This window comes from Cyanobium sp. N5-Cardenillas, from assembly GCF_024345515.1.
Lineage (GTDB): Bacteria > Cyanobacteriota > Cyanobacteriia > PCC-6307 > Cyanobiaceae > Cyanobium.
Map to the genome: position 1 here is coordinate 1 of NZ_JAGQBG010000008.1, position 13,768 is coordinate 13,768.

A 13,768-nucleotide genomic window follows, 5' to 3' on the forward strand; every position below is an offset into this window, starting at 1 on the left:
TTGCCGGCCGGTGGTTCCGCCACCATGCGTTCGCTGTCCAGCAGATACACCAGCCGCTCGGCCCGCAGGCGCTGGCCGTCGGTGTCGATCACGTCGACGTCGCCGGTGAGCACCAGGCGGCCTTCATTGCTGAAGTACTGGGCCTGACGGGAGGTGGCCGTCATGCCGCGGTCGGCATAGACGATGCGGACGTTGCCCGTGGCGGTGACAATGCCGTTCTGGTTGTCAGCCTGCTGCTGGTCGGATTCGATCGTGACCATGCCCGTGGCAGGTGCCTTCGCCCTCGGGGCCTGGGCCGTTTCTGCCGGTGCCTGGGCCGCGACAGGGCGCGGCGGAATCACCTGCAGGGCAGCGGCGGCGAGCCCCGCGGCGAGCACGAACAGCAGGGGGCGAGGGGGCAGGGTCAAGGTGGAAATCGTGGAGGCCTTGAGTGTGCTCAATGTACCGGCGACGTGCCCGCGGCTCGCGCCAGTTCCAGGCGCGGCAGGGGCAGGGACCGCAGATCGCCCTGCTGCTGCAGGGCGCTGAGGCGTTCGGCGGCCAGCTGTCGCAGGGGGGCCAGGGCCAGGCCGAGGGCTTCGTCGTCGCAGCGGCGCAGCCGTCCGAGGCCCTCCCCCATCAGAACCGTGGCGCCGTGTCGGTTGTCCCTCTCCAGGTGGAGTTCAGCCACGGCGATCTGCAGCAGGCCCTGCAGAACCGGTCGCATGGGTCCCTGGGTCTCGTGCCACAACGCCTCGAAGCCGTCGTGGCAGGCGTACCAGTCGGCGGCGTTGAAGTCGGCCACCGCCTGCCGCAGGCGTGGATCGGCCTGCAGCAGGGTTTCCTCATCCGCAGAGGCAGGGCCGCCGCTCAACGCTTGGCGGGCTTCTTCACCGCCAGCTTGCGCAGCCGGATCGACTCGGGCGTGACCTCCAGCATCTCGTCGGGGCCGATGTACTCCAGGGCCCGCTCCAGCGTCATCTGGATGGGGGACTGCAGGGTGTCGAGCACCTCCGCCCCGGCCGAGCGGATGTTGGTGACCTGCTTGGCCTTGCAGACGTTCAGTTCCAAATCGGGCGGACGGTTGTGCTCGCCGACGATCATTCCCTTGTACACCTTGGTGCCGGGGGTGATGAAGAACTGACCCCGGTCTTCGGCGCCCTTGAGGGCATAGAAGGTGGCGGTGCCTTCCTCGAAGGCGATCAGCACGCCGTTGCGGCGGGCGTCGAAGTCCCCCTGCATGGGGCGGTAATCGAGGAAGGAGTGGCTCATGATGCCTTCGCCGCGGCTGGCGCGGATGAACTCACCCCGGAAGCCGATCAGGCCCCTGGACGGCACCACGAACTCCAGTTGGGTGCGTCCATCGCTGGTGGCCTCCATGTTCTGCATTTCGCCCTTGCGGGTGCCCAGCTTCTCGATGCAGCTGCCCACCGCTTCCTCGGGCACATCCATCACCAGGGTCTCGAACGGTTCGTGGGGCGTGCCGTCGATGGTGCGGAAGATCACCTGGGGCTGGGACACCTGGAACTCGAAGCCCTCGCGGCGCATCGTCTCGATCAGGATGCCCAGGTGCAGTTCACCCCGTCCGCAGACGGAGAAGCGGTCGGGGGAGTCGGTGTCCTCGACGCGCAGGGCCACGTTGGTGAGCAGTTCCCGCTGCAGGCGATCGCGCAGCTGACGGCTGGTGACGAACTTGCCCTCCTTGCCGGCGAACGGCGAATCGTTGACCACGAAGGTCATCTGCAGGGTGGGTTCGTCGACCTTGATCAGCGGCAGGGCCTCGGGGTGATCGGGGCAGGCGATCGTCTCGCCGATGTTGACCTCATCGAATCCGGCCACGGCCACCAGATCTCCGGCCCGGGCCTCGGGGATCTCCACCCGCTGCAGCCCCTGGAAGCCGAGCAGCTTGCTGATCCGGCCGCGCTTGATGCTGCCGTCATCGCGGATCAGGGCCACGCTCTGGCCACCGACGATGGTGCCGTTGTGCACCCGGCCGATCATGATCCGGCCCAGGAAATCGGAGTAGTCGAGGGTGGTCACCTGCAACTGCAGGGGTTTGGTGGGATCCCCCACCGGCGGCGGAACGTGCCGCAGGATGGCATCGAACAGCGGCTTCATGTTGTCGCTTTCGGTGGCCATGTCGGGCTTGGCATAGCCGGCCATGCCGCTACCGAACAGATAGGTGAAATCGCACTGGTCGTCGTCGGCACCGAGCTCCAGGAACAGGTCCAGGACCTTGTCCACGGCCTGCTCGGGATCAACCCTGGCCCGGTCAATCTTGTTGACGAAGACGATCGGCCGCAGCCCCTTCTCCAGGGCCTTTTTGAGCACGAAACGGGTCTGGGGCATGGGGCCTTCGTTGGCGTCCACGATCAGCAGACAGCCGTCAACCATGCCGAGCACCCGCTCCACCTCACCGCCGAAATCGGAGTGACCGGGGGTGTCGACGATGTTGATGCGAATGCCGTTGTAATCCACGGCGGTGTTCTTGGAGAGAATCGTGATCCCCCTCTCCCGCTCCAGATCGTTGGAATCCATCACGCACGTGGGCACCGCTTCGCCTTCGCGGAAGATGCCGGACTGCTCGAGCAGGGCATCGACCAGGGTGGTCTTGCCGTGGTCGACGTGGGCAATGATCGCGATATTGCGTATCGGGGCGCCTTTGATCTCGCCGCTCATGGGGATGTCGTCCTGCGAAGGTAGGGGAAAGGATTCAACGGAATCGAATCGACGGTGGTCGTTTCCAGGGAAACGAGACGTTGATGGCGAGTCGAAGAAGGCATGTCGCTGCCAACGAGCCTGAAAGAGGGGCCGCTGAAAACGGGCCGCTGATGATGGGGCCAACCGGCGCTCTGACGCTTCGTCAGGGTTTTCGGAGAAACCCTGCCGCGCCGGCCCGATTGGACAAGTGGCGAACGTTGAAGCGAATCTTGATCCTACTCCCACCCCCTCCAGGACCAGCGTCGGCGGATCTCCGACCCCTGCCCGGATCAGCGGGCCAGCCGCTGGGCCGGCTCGAACATCTCCAGAGCTTCGGTGGATCCTTCGAAGCGCCAGTGCCAGGGTTCATGGATCACCCCCTGGCGGTTGCCCTTCGGAAAGGAGCGCACGAAGTGGAAGCGGGCGGCGTGGCGATCGAGCCAGCGGTAGGCCTCGGTGGTCTCGAAGCTCTCCATCAGGTTGGTGGCTGGCAGGCGGCCGTCGCCCAGGTCCACCGCATAGCCGGTGCTGTGCTCGGAGAACCCCGGCGGGGCGCTGACCCTGGCCCGGTCGGCGGAGGTCTGGTTGCGCTCGGCCTTGACATCAAAGAACAGCTGCTTCTGCAGCTCGACGCCGCGATAGGCGCTCAGGACGGTGAGGGCGATGCCGTCCGCCTCAGCCGCGGCCCGCATGGCCTCCAGGGAACGGGCCGCCTCCGGCCGCAACAGCAGACCCGGGGCGATCGCCACCAGTTCTTCGGGTTTGGCTTCGGGGTAGGGGAAATGGCCGAGCAAACGTCCGTCTGCCCCGAGCCGGGCGGCCAGACCAGGCACCGGCGGGGGGGTGATCAGGGTGCGGAGCGGCCCGATCAGCAGCAGCACGGCGCCACCGGCCAGCAGGACGCCACTGAGCAGGACCTGGGCCAGACGCCTGGGGAGGGAGGCCTGCCGGCGGGGATGGGGCGTGGTGCGCCGGGCCAGCGGGACGTCATCGTCGAGGGGCATCACCGAGGGGCATCACCGAGGTGTTGGGCGGACACTCCCACAGCTGCAAGCCTCAATCCATCCTAGGTGGGGGGCATTTCTGTGGTTTTTCTACCGGGCGGTTACCCGCACGGCGGTGTTAGCTTCCACCCCACATCCCAATGGCAGAGCAGGTTTCAAGATGTTGCGAGTGGCAGTCGTGGGCGGCGGCCCCAGCGGTTCCTGTGCTGCGGAAGTTCTCGCCAAGGCAGGCATCCAGACCTGGCTGTTCGAGCGCAAGCTCGACAACGCCAAGCCCTGCGGAGGCGCAATCCCCCTCTGCATGGTGGAGGAGTTCGACCTGCCCGAATCCATCATTGACCGCAAGGTGCGGAACATGCGGATGATCTCCCCCTCCAACAGGGAGGTGGACATCCACCTGGAAAACAGCAACGAGTACATCGGCATGTGCCGTCGGGAAGTGCTCGACGGCTACCTGCGCAACCGGGCCGCCGACCTCGGTGCCCAGCTGGTCAACGGCCTGGTGCAGAGCATCGACACCGGCAGCCAGCGCCAGGGCCCGTACACCCTCCACTACGCCGACTACTCCTCCGGCGGACCCACCGGCGAACTGAAGACCCTCGAGGTGGACCTGATCGTCGGGGCCGACGGCGCCAACAGCCGGGTGGCCAAGGCCATGGATGCGGGCGATTACAACGTGGCGATCGCCTTCCAGGAGCGCATCCGCCTACCCGCCGAGGAGATGGCCTACTACGAGGATCTGGCCGAGATGTACGTCGGCACCGATGTGTCGCCTGATTTCTACGCCTGGGTGTTCCCCAAGTACGACCACGTGGCGGTGGGCACCGGCACGATGCAGGCCAACCAGTCGCTGATCAAGGGCCTCCAGAAGGGCATTCGCACCCGGGCCAGCCGCCGGCTGCTGCGCGGCGAGGTGATCAAGGTGGAAGCCCACCCGATTCCCGAGCATCCCCGCCCCCGGCGGGTGGTAGGTCGCATGGCCCTGGTGGGCGATGCCGCCGGTTATGTCACCAAGAGCTCCGGCGAAGGCATCTACTTCGCCGCCAAGAGTGGCCGCATGTGTGCCGAGGAGATCGTGGCGGCCAGCGCCTCCGGCAGCCGCATTCCCACCGAGAAGGACCTCAAGGTCTACATCCGCAAGTGGGACCGCAAGTACGGCGCCACCTACAAGGTGCTGGAGCTGCTGCAGAACATCTTCTACAGCAACGATGCCGCCCGCGAAGCGTTCGTCGAAATGTGCGACGACAAGGACGTCCAGCGCCTCACCTTCGACAGCTACCTCTACAAGCGGGTGGTGGCGATGAACCCCTGGCAGCAGATCAAGCTGACCGTTCTCACCCTTGGTGCGGTGCTGCGGGGCCAGGCCCTCGCCCCGGCCGGCTACAAGCCGGTGCCCAGCGCCGTGCGCTCAGCCGAGGAGGCGGAGGCGATCTTCCTGGCCGCAGAGCCCCGTTCCTCGATGAAGCCCGCGGGCGTTCATGCCGCCACGGCGCCCGCCGATGCCCAGGCGGGAAGCGATTCCGCCAAGGAACCGGAACTGGTGGCCAAGTGATCGCGTCCTCAGGCCGACCCTTCGGGTTGGTCTGAGGCGGCCCTGAGGCGGCTCACCAGGAGCTTGTCGACCCGGTTGCCATCCATGTCCACCACCTCGATGAGGAGGTCTTCCCATTCGAAGACCTCCCCGGAACGGGGAATGTGCTCGAGATGGTGCATCACGAAGCCGCCCAGGGTCTGGTAGCCCCCGCGGACTTCCTCCGGCAGGTGGTCTTTCAGCACCAGGTCCTTGAAGTCGGCGATATCGAGGGCACCGTCGAGCAGCCAGGATCCATCCTGGCGAACGACGACCATCGGGTCCTCCTGGTCCCTGGCGGCGGAGAGATCACCGACGATCGCCGCCATCATGTCGTTGAGGGTCACCAGCCCTTCGATGCCACCGAACTCATCGGTCACCAGGGCAATGTGCACACCGCTGGTTCTGAATTGTTCGATCAGCTTCAGGGCCCGGGTGCTCTCGCCCACGTACAGCGGCGGCTGCAGAAAGGCTTCGATGTCGCGCGGGCCCTCGCAGAGCTGGGCGGCCAGAAAGGTGCGTCCACGCACCACGCCCACACAGGCGTCGAGGCTGTCCCGAGCCACCGGAAACAGGGAGTGATTCTCCGCCATCACCCGCTCGAGATGGGACTGGCGGGACTCGGCGAGATCCAGCCAGCAGATGTCGGTGCGGGGAGTCATGATCGCCTTGACGGGCCGATCGGCCAGGCGGAACACCCGCTCCACCATGGCGTGCTCCGCCACGTCGAACAGGCCTGATTCCGTTCCCCTGCGCAGCAGGGTCCTGATCTCGTCTTCGGTGATCTCCGGTTCGGCCCGCTCGCCGATGCCGATCAGGCTGAGCAGTCGATCGGTGGAGGAGCCGAGCAGATGGGCCAGGGGGGCCATCCAGCGCGACAGGGTCCGCATGGGCGGTGCCACCAGGCAGGCGATGCGCTCCGGATCACTCAGGGCGATGCGCTTGGGAACCAGCTCCCCCAGCACCAGGGAAGAGAAGGTGATCAGGGTGACCACGATCCCCAGGGCGAGGGGTCCGGCCCAGGGGCGCAGCGCTGGAATAGCCTCCAGCAGCGGCTGCAGCGCCTCGGCCACCCGTGAACCGCCCAGGGCGCCACTGAGAATGCCGATCAATGTGATGCCGATCTGCACCGTCGAGAGGAAATCGTTGGGGGATCGGATTAGTTTCAGAGCGACTTCTGCCTTGGGGTCGCCAGCTTCAGCCTGGTGCTCGAGTCGCAGTCTGCGAGCCGACATCATGGCCAACTCCGAACCGGAAAAGATCCCGTTGATCAGAATCAGAAGTACAATCAGAAAACCATCGAACAGCATCGGCAAGTCCAGTGATGGCCCCTCGGCCAACGAACGGATGGAATGGACAAGTTAGGGGACGACGGCTAAAGGCGTCTTGCCAGCCCAAACAGAACAATCCCCGCGACCTTCCCCGATGCAATGGCAGCCCCTTGGCCAGCGGAACCGACAGCCTGAGTGGATGGATCAGAGCGGCCTCGACGCCGCTGCCCATGATCAGGCCCTCCAGGGTCTGCGCCGCATCAATGCCATCAGCGGGGCTGTGGGCTCCCTGTTCACCCCGATCCAGGCTCTGGCCATGGCGCTGAACCAGTCCCGTCCGCTGCGGGTTCTGGATGTGGCCTGCGGTGGCGGTGACAACACCGTCGCCCTGGCGGACCGCTGCCGGAAGCAAGGACTGGCCGTTGTGATTGACGGTTGCGACCGGAGCCCGCAGGCGGTGGCCATCACCAGCCGCCACGCCGCCGGCGGCTCCTTGGCCGGAACCTTCTTCCAGGCCGACCTGCTGGTGGATCCCCTGCCTGCGGACTACGACGTCATCGTCTGCAGTCTGTTTCTGCATCACCTCGACGACGCTGACGCCGTCAAGCTGCTGCGCCGCCTGGGCCGGAGCTGCCGCCATCTGGTGCTGGTGAACGACCTGATCCGCAGTCCCCTGGGCTATGGGCTGGCCTGGGTGGGTTGTCGCCTGCTGAGCCGCTCACCGATCGTGCATTTCGATGGGCCCGTTTCGGTGCAAGGGGCCTTCCGGATGGACGAAGCGCTGGAACTGGCGACCCGGGCCGGCCTCGGCGGCGCCAGCATCCGGCGCAGCTGGCCCGAGCGCTTCCTGCTCAGCTGGCACCGTCCTGTCGGCTGGGTTGCGACGCCATGACCTCTCCGGAGTGGGATGTGATCGTGATCGGGGCCGGGCCCGCCGGTGCCCTGGCGGCCCATCAGCTGGCCGGGCAGCAACTGCGGGTGCTGCTGGTCGACAAGCGGACCTTCCCTCGCTGGAAAGTGTGCGGCACCTGTCTCAACGCGGTGGCCCTCGGGGCGTTGGCGCAGGCCGGCCTCCCCGACCTGGTGGACCGCCTCGGTGGTGTGCCCCTGGTGCGGCTGCGTCTGGGCCTGCAACAGCATCAGATGGAACTGAAACGTCCCCTGGGTCGCTCCCTCTCCAGGGGCTGCCTTGATCTGGCCCTGAGCAACGCCGCTGCAGCGGCAGGGGCGGTGGTCCGGATGGACACCGAGGCCGCGGTGGCCGGCCCCTGCTCTGGCGGCCGGCAGGTTCACCTGCGCAGCGTCGACGCGTCTGCCACAACCAGCGCCCGGGTGGTGCTGGTGGCCTCCGGGCTGGACAGCCCGGGCCTGACCCCTGCCATCCCGATCCGAAGGCAGGTCCCGGCACACTCCAGGGTCGGTGCCGGCTGCCGCGTCGAGGCCCAGGCCGGCGGCTATTCCCCGGGCACGATCCACATGGCGATCGGCCGGCATGGCTATGTCGGGCTGGTGCGCACCGAAGCCGGCGACCTCAACCTGGCGGCGGCCTTCGACCGGAGCCATCTGATCCAGGCGGGAGGAGCGGCTCTCGCCGCCGCGGGCGTGCTGGCTGAGGCCGGGTTCGAGCCTGTTCCCGAGGCCGCCGCTGCCGCCTGGCTGGCCACCCCGGCCCTCACCGGCCGCCATTGGCCGCCGGCGTCCGAGCGCGTGCTGCTGCTGGGGGATGCCGCCGGCTACGTCGAACCGTTCACGGGTGAGGGCATGGGCTGGGCCCTGCTGGGGGCTCTGGCGGTGGTGCCGTTGGTGCTCCAGGGCCAACGCCAGTGGGACCAGGAGCTGGAGCGGCAATGGGTGCGCCGCCACGGGCGGCTGATCGGCTCCCGCCAGCGCCTCTGCCATGGCCTTGCCTTCGCGCTGCGCCGTCATGGCCTCAGCCGCAGGCTGCTGGGGGCGGTGGAGCGCTGGCCGGTCCTGGCCGCCCCCTTCCTGCACCCCTCTGCTGCTGCCAGCCTGAGCCCGTCGGCGCCCGAGTCATGTCCCTGACGATCCAGGGACTGGGAACGGCCCTGCCCCCCGATCACATCGCCCAGGGCGATGCCGCCGCGATTGCGGCCGAGGTGGCCCTGCCCCAGCAGACCCCCTCACCGAGCCAGCGCCGGCTGCTCGAGACCCTGCACCGCCGCTCCGGCGTCGCCAGCCGCCACAGCGTGCTGCTCCAGCCCGCCGGCAGCGACCCCAGACAGACCTTCTTCGGAGCCACCAGCCCCGGCACCGGGGAGCGGATGCGCCGCTATGCCCGCGAGGCGCCGCCCATGGCCCTGCGGGCCGTCCAGGCGGCCCTCACCCAGGCCCGGCTGCCCGCGGAGCGGGTCACCCATCTGATCACGGTGTCGTGCAGCGGTTTCCATGCCCCCGGCGTGGATCTCGCCCTGATGGCCGCCCTGCCGCTGGACGCCGGCGTGGCCCGGACCCATGTGGGATTCATGGGTTGCCATGGTGCCCTCAATGGACTGAGGGTCGCCGCGGCATTCACCGCTGCCGAGCCGGAGGCCTGTGTGCTGGTGTGCGCGGTCGAGCTCTGCAGCCTCCATCTCCAGTACGGCTGGGATGCCGAGCGGATCGTCGCCAATGCCCTGTTCGCCGATGGCGCCGCTGCCCTGGTGGCCACCGGGACGCCAACGTCGGCGGCTGGGGCGCCAGCCATCGCACCGCTGGGGCGACTGATCGCCAGCGGCTCCCTGCTGGTGCCGGCGAGCACGGACGCCATGTCCTGGGGGATCGGGGACCACGGCTTCGCCATGGGCCTCTCCCCGCAGGTCCCTGATCTGATCGGCGAGCATCTGCGGCCCTGGCTGGAGGGGTGGCTGGCCGGCCATAACCTCCGCCTCGACGCCGTCGGCTCCTGGGCCGTGCACCCTGGCGGCCCCCGCATCCTCTCGGCCGTCACGAAGGCCCTCGGGCTCGATCCAGAGCTGATCGAACCGTCGCGGTCAGTGCTGCGGGACTACGGCAACATGTCGTCCCCGACGCTGCTGTTCATCCTCGAACGCCTGCGGCGCAGCGGCGCTGCCGGGCCCTGCCTGGGCATGGCCTTCGGACCCGGCCTCTGCATTGAGGTGGCCCTGCTGGAGTGATCCAGGACCCAGGCGCCTCAACCACCCAGACGGCTGAAGTCGGCGAGCACCGAGGCCTGGTTGCGCAGCACGGCCAGCAGCCGCAGCCGGTTGCGGCGCACCTCGGGCTGGTCGCACATCACCATGACGCTGTCGTCGCCATCGAAGAAGGCGGCCAGGGTGGGGCCGCTGTCCCCCAGCAGGCGGGCGAGAGGGTCGTAGCGGGCCGTGCCGCTGGCGGCGGCATGGACCGCCAACCGCTCCAGCACCGCCAGGACGGCGGCCTCGCTGGGGGAGGCAAAAAGGGCCGGATCCACCACCCCGGCGGGGCTGAGCAGGTCGGCGTCCAGATCGGCGTGTTCGGCCAGCCTGGAAGCCCGTTGCACCACCGCCTGCACCAGGGGCAGGCCCCCCTCGCTCCGGAGGCGCCGCAGCAGCTCCACCCGGGCCCGGGCATCGGCGGGATCCCGCAGCAGCCGCTCCAGCGCCACGCCCTCACCGGCCACCGCCTGGACCAGATCGGGCCCGAAACCCTCCTCCTCCAGCAGGCTGGCCAGGCGCTGCCGCAGGAACTCGAGCAGGTCGGCCGTCAGGCCGGCGGGCTGGATGTCGAGGGCGGGAAGCAGCCCCTGCCAGTGGGCCGTCGCTTCGGCCACCAGCGCCACCAGATCCAGGGACCAGCCCCGATCCCAGAGGATCTGCAGCAGGCCATTGCCGGCACGGCGCAAGGCATAGGGATCGGAGGAACCGCTGGGCCGCTCGCCCCTGGCGAAGATGCTGAGCAGCAGCTCCAGGCGTTCGGCCAGGGCCAGCAGGGCACCCGCCTCCGAGCCCGGCAAGGCATCGCCGGCGCCGCGGGGCTGGTAGTGCTCCAGCACCGCCAGGGCCATGGCACGGGTTTCCCCCTCCGCCAGCAGGTACTTGGCCCCCATCACCCCCTGCAGCTCCGGGAATTCCCCCACCATCTGGCTGACCAGGTCGTGCTTGCAGAGGGGGGCGGCCCGACGGGCGGCGCTGGCAGCCTCCGCGTCGATCTCCAGGCTGCGGCAGAGCAACTCCGCCAGCCAGGCCAGGCGCCGGCTGCGATCGGCCAGGCTGCCCAGCCCTTCGGCAAAGGTGACCCGATCGAGGGCCTCCACCCGCTCGGTGCTGCTCTGGCGGCGGTCCGCCGCCAGGAAAAAGGCGGCGTCGGCCAGCCGTGCCCGCAGCACCCGCTCGTTGCCGCGCTGAATCGTGGCGGCGGCGGTCTCCAGGCCGTTGGAGATGCACAGGAAGCGCGGCAGCAGCACCCCTTCGGCGACCAGGGCAAGGGGATCACCCGTGGCCGCCGAGCAGCGCAGGGGCACATAGCGCTGGTGGGCTCGCATCACCGTGCTGAGCACCTCCGGGGGCAGGGCCAGGTACTCGGCGTCGATGCTGCCTTCGATCAGGCGGGGCGACTCCACCAGGTCAACCAGCTCGTCGAACAGGGCCTCGGGCAGATCCAGCTCGGCCCCCGCCCACAGCGCGGCCGACTCCAGCTCCCGGCGGATCGTCAGTCCCCTGGCCTCCCGGTCGACCTGCACATCGGCGGCCTCCAGCGTCGCGGCATAGGCCTCGGCGGAGGCGATCGTCACAGCCCCTGGATGCAGGCGGTGTCCCCGGCTGAGACGGTCGGTGGCCAGGGGCGGATCCACATCGGTGAGCTGCACCGGAACCACCGCCCCATCCAGCAGGGCCACCAGCCAGCGCAGGGGCCGGCTGAAGCGGCCGTCCCCGTCCCCCCAGCGCATGAAGCGGCGCCCCTGCAGGGAGCGGATCCAGCCGGGGATGCACCCGGCCAGCACCGCCTCGGCGGAGCGGCCGGCCTCGGTGGTGCGGGCGAAGACGAAGGGGCCCTTGTCGGTGTCGCGGATCTCCAGCTCCTCCGGGGCGCAGCCGCAACGGCGGGCGAAACCCAGGGCGGCCGGGGTGGGCTGGCCATCGCGGAACGCCTGCTGGGCCGGGGGCCCCTTGCGGTCTTCGACCAGATCCTGCTGGCGCTCGGGCAAGCCGGCGATGGTCACCGCCAGCCGCCGGGGGGTGCCGCTGGCCCTGAGGCTGTCCCAGGACAGACGGGCCTCCTGCAGATCCCTGGCCACGATCGCCTCCAGCTGGGGCTGGGCCAGGCGCACGAAATCGGCCGGCAGTTCCTCGGTTCCGATCTCCAGAAGAAAGGTGGCCATGCGGGGGGGCGGGCAGGACGCGACTGTATGCAAAGGAGGGCGATGGCGATCAGCGCCAGCGGACCGCCACGTCCCGTTCGCTAGTTTCGTTCCAGCAACCTTTCTGCATGCCGATGTCCTCGACGACGGTCGCCGACAGCACGTCGCTCCCATCGGCTCCACCCGCCAAACCGCCCACCAAACAGGAGGCGCTCAAGGCCGGCAGCGGCCACCTGCATGATCCCCTGGCCGCCGAACTGGGCAACCCGCTGCCCAGCTTCACCGATCCCGCCGTCCAGATCCTCAAGTTCCACGGCAGTTACCAGCAGGACAACCGGGACAACCGGCGCAAGGGGGCCGAAAAGGACTGGCAGATGATGCTGCGGCTGCGCAATCCCGGCGGCCGCATTCCCACCTCCCTGTATCTGGCCCTCGATGCCCTCGCCGATCGGCTGGGCAACGGCACCCTGCGCATCACCACGCGCCAGGCCTTCCAGATGCACGGCGTGCAGAAGACGGATCTCAAGGAGGTGATCGGCGGCATCGTGCGGGCCCTTGGCTCCACGCTGTCGGCCTGTGGCGACATCAACCGCAACGTGATGGCCCCGGCCGCCCCCTTCGAGCGCGATGGCTACCCGGAGGCCCGTCTGCTGGCCGATCAGATCGCCGACCTGCTGGCGCCCCAGGCGGCGGAGGGGTCCTACCTGGATCTCTGGGTCGACGGCGACCTGAGCTACCGCATCAAGCCCAAAGGGCCCGCGAGGAAGGCGCGCAAGCTGCAGGAGACCGGTGCCGTGTTCAGTGGCGATCCGGCCGAACCTCTCTACGGCGCCACCTACCTCCCGCGCAAGTTCAAAGTGGCCGTCACCGTGCCCGGGGACAACTCCGTCGACCTGCTGACCCAGGACATCGGCCTGGTCCTGTTCAGCGATCCCTCCGGCCGCCCCCTGGGCTGCAACGTCTACGTGGGTGGGGGCATGGGGCGGACCCACAACAAGGAGGAGACCTTCGCCCGCACGGCCGATCCCCTCGGCTATGTCGCGGCCGCCCATGTGCTGGAGCTGGTGCAGGCGATCGTGGCCCTGCAGCGTGACCACGGCGATCGGGAACAGCGCCGCCATGCCCGGATGAAGTACCTGATCCACGACCGGGGTGTGGACTGGTTCCGCACCGAACTGGGCCGTTACTTTCCCCATCCGATCAAGGGACTGCGCCGCGAACCGACCGCCGTCCTCACCGACTACCTGGGCTGGCATCGCCAGTCACCGGGCCTGTGGTTCGTGGGCCTGCCCGTGCTCTGCGGACGCCTGCAGGGGGAGCTCAAGAGTGGCCTGCGCCGGCTGATCGAGACCTACCAGCTGGAGGTGCGGCTCACCCCCAACCAGGACCTGCTGCTCTGCAACATCGGCAGCGCCCAGCGGGCGTCGGTGCGAGAGGCGCTGGCGGCGCTCGGGCTGTCCAGCCCAGAGGCCCCGCCCGCCCTGGCCCGGCACGCCCTGGCCTGCCCGGCCCTGCCCCTCTGCGGCCTGGCGGTCACCGAGGCCGAACGGGTCCTCCCCGATGTGCTGGGCCGTCTCGAGGCCCTGCTGGAGCGGCTGGAGATCAGCAAACCGCTCCTGGTGCGCATGACCGGCTGCCCCAACGGCTGCGCACGCCCCTACATGGCGGAGATCGGACTGGTGGGGAGCGCCGTGGACACCTACCAGCTTTGGCTCGGCGGAAGCCATGGCCTGACACGCCTGGCCAAGCCATACCTCGAGAAGATGCCCCTGGAGAAGCTGGAGGCCACCCTGGAGCCCCTGCTGACGGCCTGGCGCGACGAGGGCGGCGCCCGCAGCCGCTTCGGTGACTTCATCGACCGACTCGGTGACGAGCGGGTCGGCCAACTGCTCGTCCCCGCCTGATCCAGGGCGCCCTGGAGGGCTCCTAACCTTGGGCACCCTCCAGA

General features: G+C 68.8%; 11 protein-coding genes. 5 read left to right on the forward strand and 6 right to left on the reverse strand.

What is annotated here, in order from left to right:
• The 4 genes from lptC to KBZ04_RS01270 all read right to left on the reverse strand — a co-directional run.
• A partial coding sequence (lptC, locus tag KBZ04_RS01255; RefSeq protein ID WP_254990098.1) for an LPS export ABC transporter periplasmic protein LptC occupies positions 1 to 407 on the reverse strand: 407 nt, incomplete at its 3' end.
• 29 nt (positions 408 to 436) lie between these two features.
• Complete coding sequence (locus KBZ04_RS01260; RefSeq protein ID WP_254990099.1) at positions 437 to 853, reverse strand: DUF309 domain-containing protein; 417 nt, start codon at positions 851 to 853, stop codon at positions 437 to 439.
• Positions 850 to 2,658 carry a translational GTPase TypA gene (gene typA, locus KBZ04_RS01265; RefSeq protein ID WP_254955906.1) on the reverse strand — a complete coding sequence of 603 codons (1,809 nt, stop codon included), beginning with the start codon at positions 2,656 to 2,658 and terminating at the stop codon, positions 850 to 852. The genes KBZ04_RS01260 and typA overlap by 4 nt, the downstream gene beginning before the upstream one ends.
• A gap of 311 nt (positions 2,659 to 2,969) precedes the next feature.
• Positions 2,970 to 3,683, reverse strand: a complete 714-nt coding sequence (locus tag KBZ04_RS01270) for a D-alanyl-D-alanine carboxypeptidase family protein (protein ID WP_254990100.1) — start codon at positions 3,681 to 3,683, stop codon at positions 2,970 to 2,972.
• A gap of 160 nt (positions 3,684 to 3,843) precedes the next feature.
• On the opposite strand from KBZ04_RS01270, the gene chlP reads away from it, so the two are divergent.
• Positions 3,844 to 5,235, forward strand: coding sequence for a geranylgeranyl reductase (gene chlP, locus KBZ04_RS01275; protein ID WP_254990101.1), 1,392 nt, complete (start codon positions 3,844 to 3,846; stop codon positions 5,233 to 5,235).
• A gap of 8 nt (positions 5,236 to 5,243) precedes the next feature.
• Here chlP and KBZ04_RS01280 read toward each other — a convergent pair whose 3' ends face one another.
• Entirely contained in the window at positions 5,244 to 6,563 is a 1,320-nt protein-coding gene (locus tag KBZ04_RS01280) for a hemolysin family protein (RefSeq protein WP_254990102.1), read from the reverse strand.
• Between the two features lie 160 nt (positions 6,564 to 6,723).
• Between KBZ04_RS01280 and KBZ04_RS01285 the strand changes: the two genes are divergently transcribed.
• Genes KBZ04_RS01285 through KBZ04_RS01295 form a run of 3 tightly spaced genes read left to right on the forward strand, consistent with a single transcriptional unit; the run spans position 6,724 to position 9,658 of the window.
• The gene (locus tag KBZ04_RS01285; protein ID WP_254990103.1) at positions 6,724 to 7,416 is read left to right on the forward strand and encodes a methyltransferase domain-containing protein; all 693 of its coding nucleotides are present in this window, start codon (positions 6,724 to 6,726) and stop codon (positions 7,414 to 7,416) included.
• Positions 7,413 to 8,567, forward strand: coding sequence for an NAD(P)/FAD-dependent oxidoreductase (locus KBZ04_RS01290; protein ID WP_254990104.1), 1,155 nt, complete (start codon positions 7,413 to 7,415; stop codon positions 8,565 to 8,567). The genes KBZ04_RS01285 and KBZ04_RS01290 overlap by 4 nt, the downstream gene beginning before the upstream one ends.
• Entirely contained in the window at positions 8,558 to 9,658 is a 1,101-nt protein-coding gene (locus KBZ04_RS01295) for a type III polyketide synthase (protein WP_254990106.1), read from the forward strand. The genes KBZ04_RS01290 and KBZ04_RS01295 overlap by 10 nt, the downstream gene beginning before the upstream one ends.
• Positions 9,659 to 9,675: 17 nt before the next feature.
• On the opposite strand, the gene glyS is transcribed toward KBZ04_RS01295, so the two are convergent.
• The gene (gene glyS, locus KBZ04_RS01300; RefSeq protein WP_254990107.1) at positions 9,676 to 11,841 is read right to left on the reverse strand and encodes a glycine--tRNA ligase subunit beta; all 2,166 of its coding nucleotides are present in this window, start codon (positions 11,839 to 11,841) and stop codon (positions 9,676 to 9,678) included.
• 113 nt (positions 11,842 to 11,954) lie between these two features.
• On the opposite strand from glyS, the gene sir reads away from it, so the two are divergent.
• Positions 11,955 to 13,724, forward strand: a complete 1,770-nt coding sequence (sir, locus tag KBZ04_RS01305) for a sulfite reductase, ferredoxin dependent (RefSeq protein ID WP_254990123.1) — start codon at positions 11,955 to 11,957, stop codon at positions 13,722 to 13,724.
• Positions 13,725 to 13,768: the final 44 nt, after the last annotated feature.

What these genes read in the sequence shown, in the direction of transcription:
- chlP (WP_254990101.1), top strand. Translation starts at nt 3,844, where the DNA reads ATGTTGCGAGTGGCAGTCGTGGGCGGCGGCCCCAGCGGTTCCTGTGCT.
- KBZ04_RS01295 (WP_254990106.1), top strand. Translation starts at nt 8,558, where the DNA reads ATGTCCCTGACGATCCAGGGACTGGGAACGGCCCTGCCCCCCGATCAC.
- typA (WP_254955906.1), bottom strand. Translation starts at nt 2,658, where the DNA reads ATGAGCGGCGAGATCAAAGGCGCCCCGATACGCAATATCGCGATCATT.
- KBZ04_RS01290 (WP_254990104.1), top strand. Translation starts at nt 7,413, where the DNA reads ATGACCTCTCCGGAGTGGGATGTGATCGTGATCGGGGCCGGGCCCGCC.
- KBZ04_RS01285 (WP_254990103.1), top strand. Translation starts at nt 6,724, where the DNA reads ATGGATCAGAGCGGCCTCGACGCCGCTGCCCATGATCAGGCCCTCCAG.
- KBZ04_RS01270 (WP_254990100.1), bottom strand. Translation starts at nt 3,683, where the DNA reads ATGCCCCTCGACGATGACGTCCCGCTGGCCCGGCGCACCACGCCCCAT.
- sir (WP_254990123.1), top strand. Translation starts at nt 11,955, where the DNA reads ATGTCCTCGACGACGGTCGCCGACAGCACGTCGCTCCCATCGGCTCCA.
- KBZ04_RS01280 (WP_254990102.1), bottom strand. Translation starts at nt 6,563, where the DNA reads ATGCTGTTCGATGGTTTTCTGATTGTACTTCTGATTCTGATCAACGGG.
- glyS (WP_254990107.1), bottom strand. Translation starts at nt 11,841, where the DNA reads ATGGCCACCTTTCTTCTGGAGATCGGAACCGAGGAACTGCCGGCCGAT.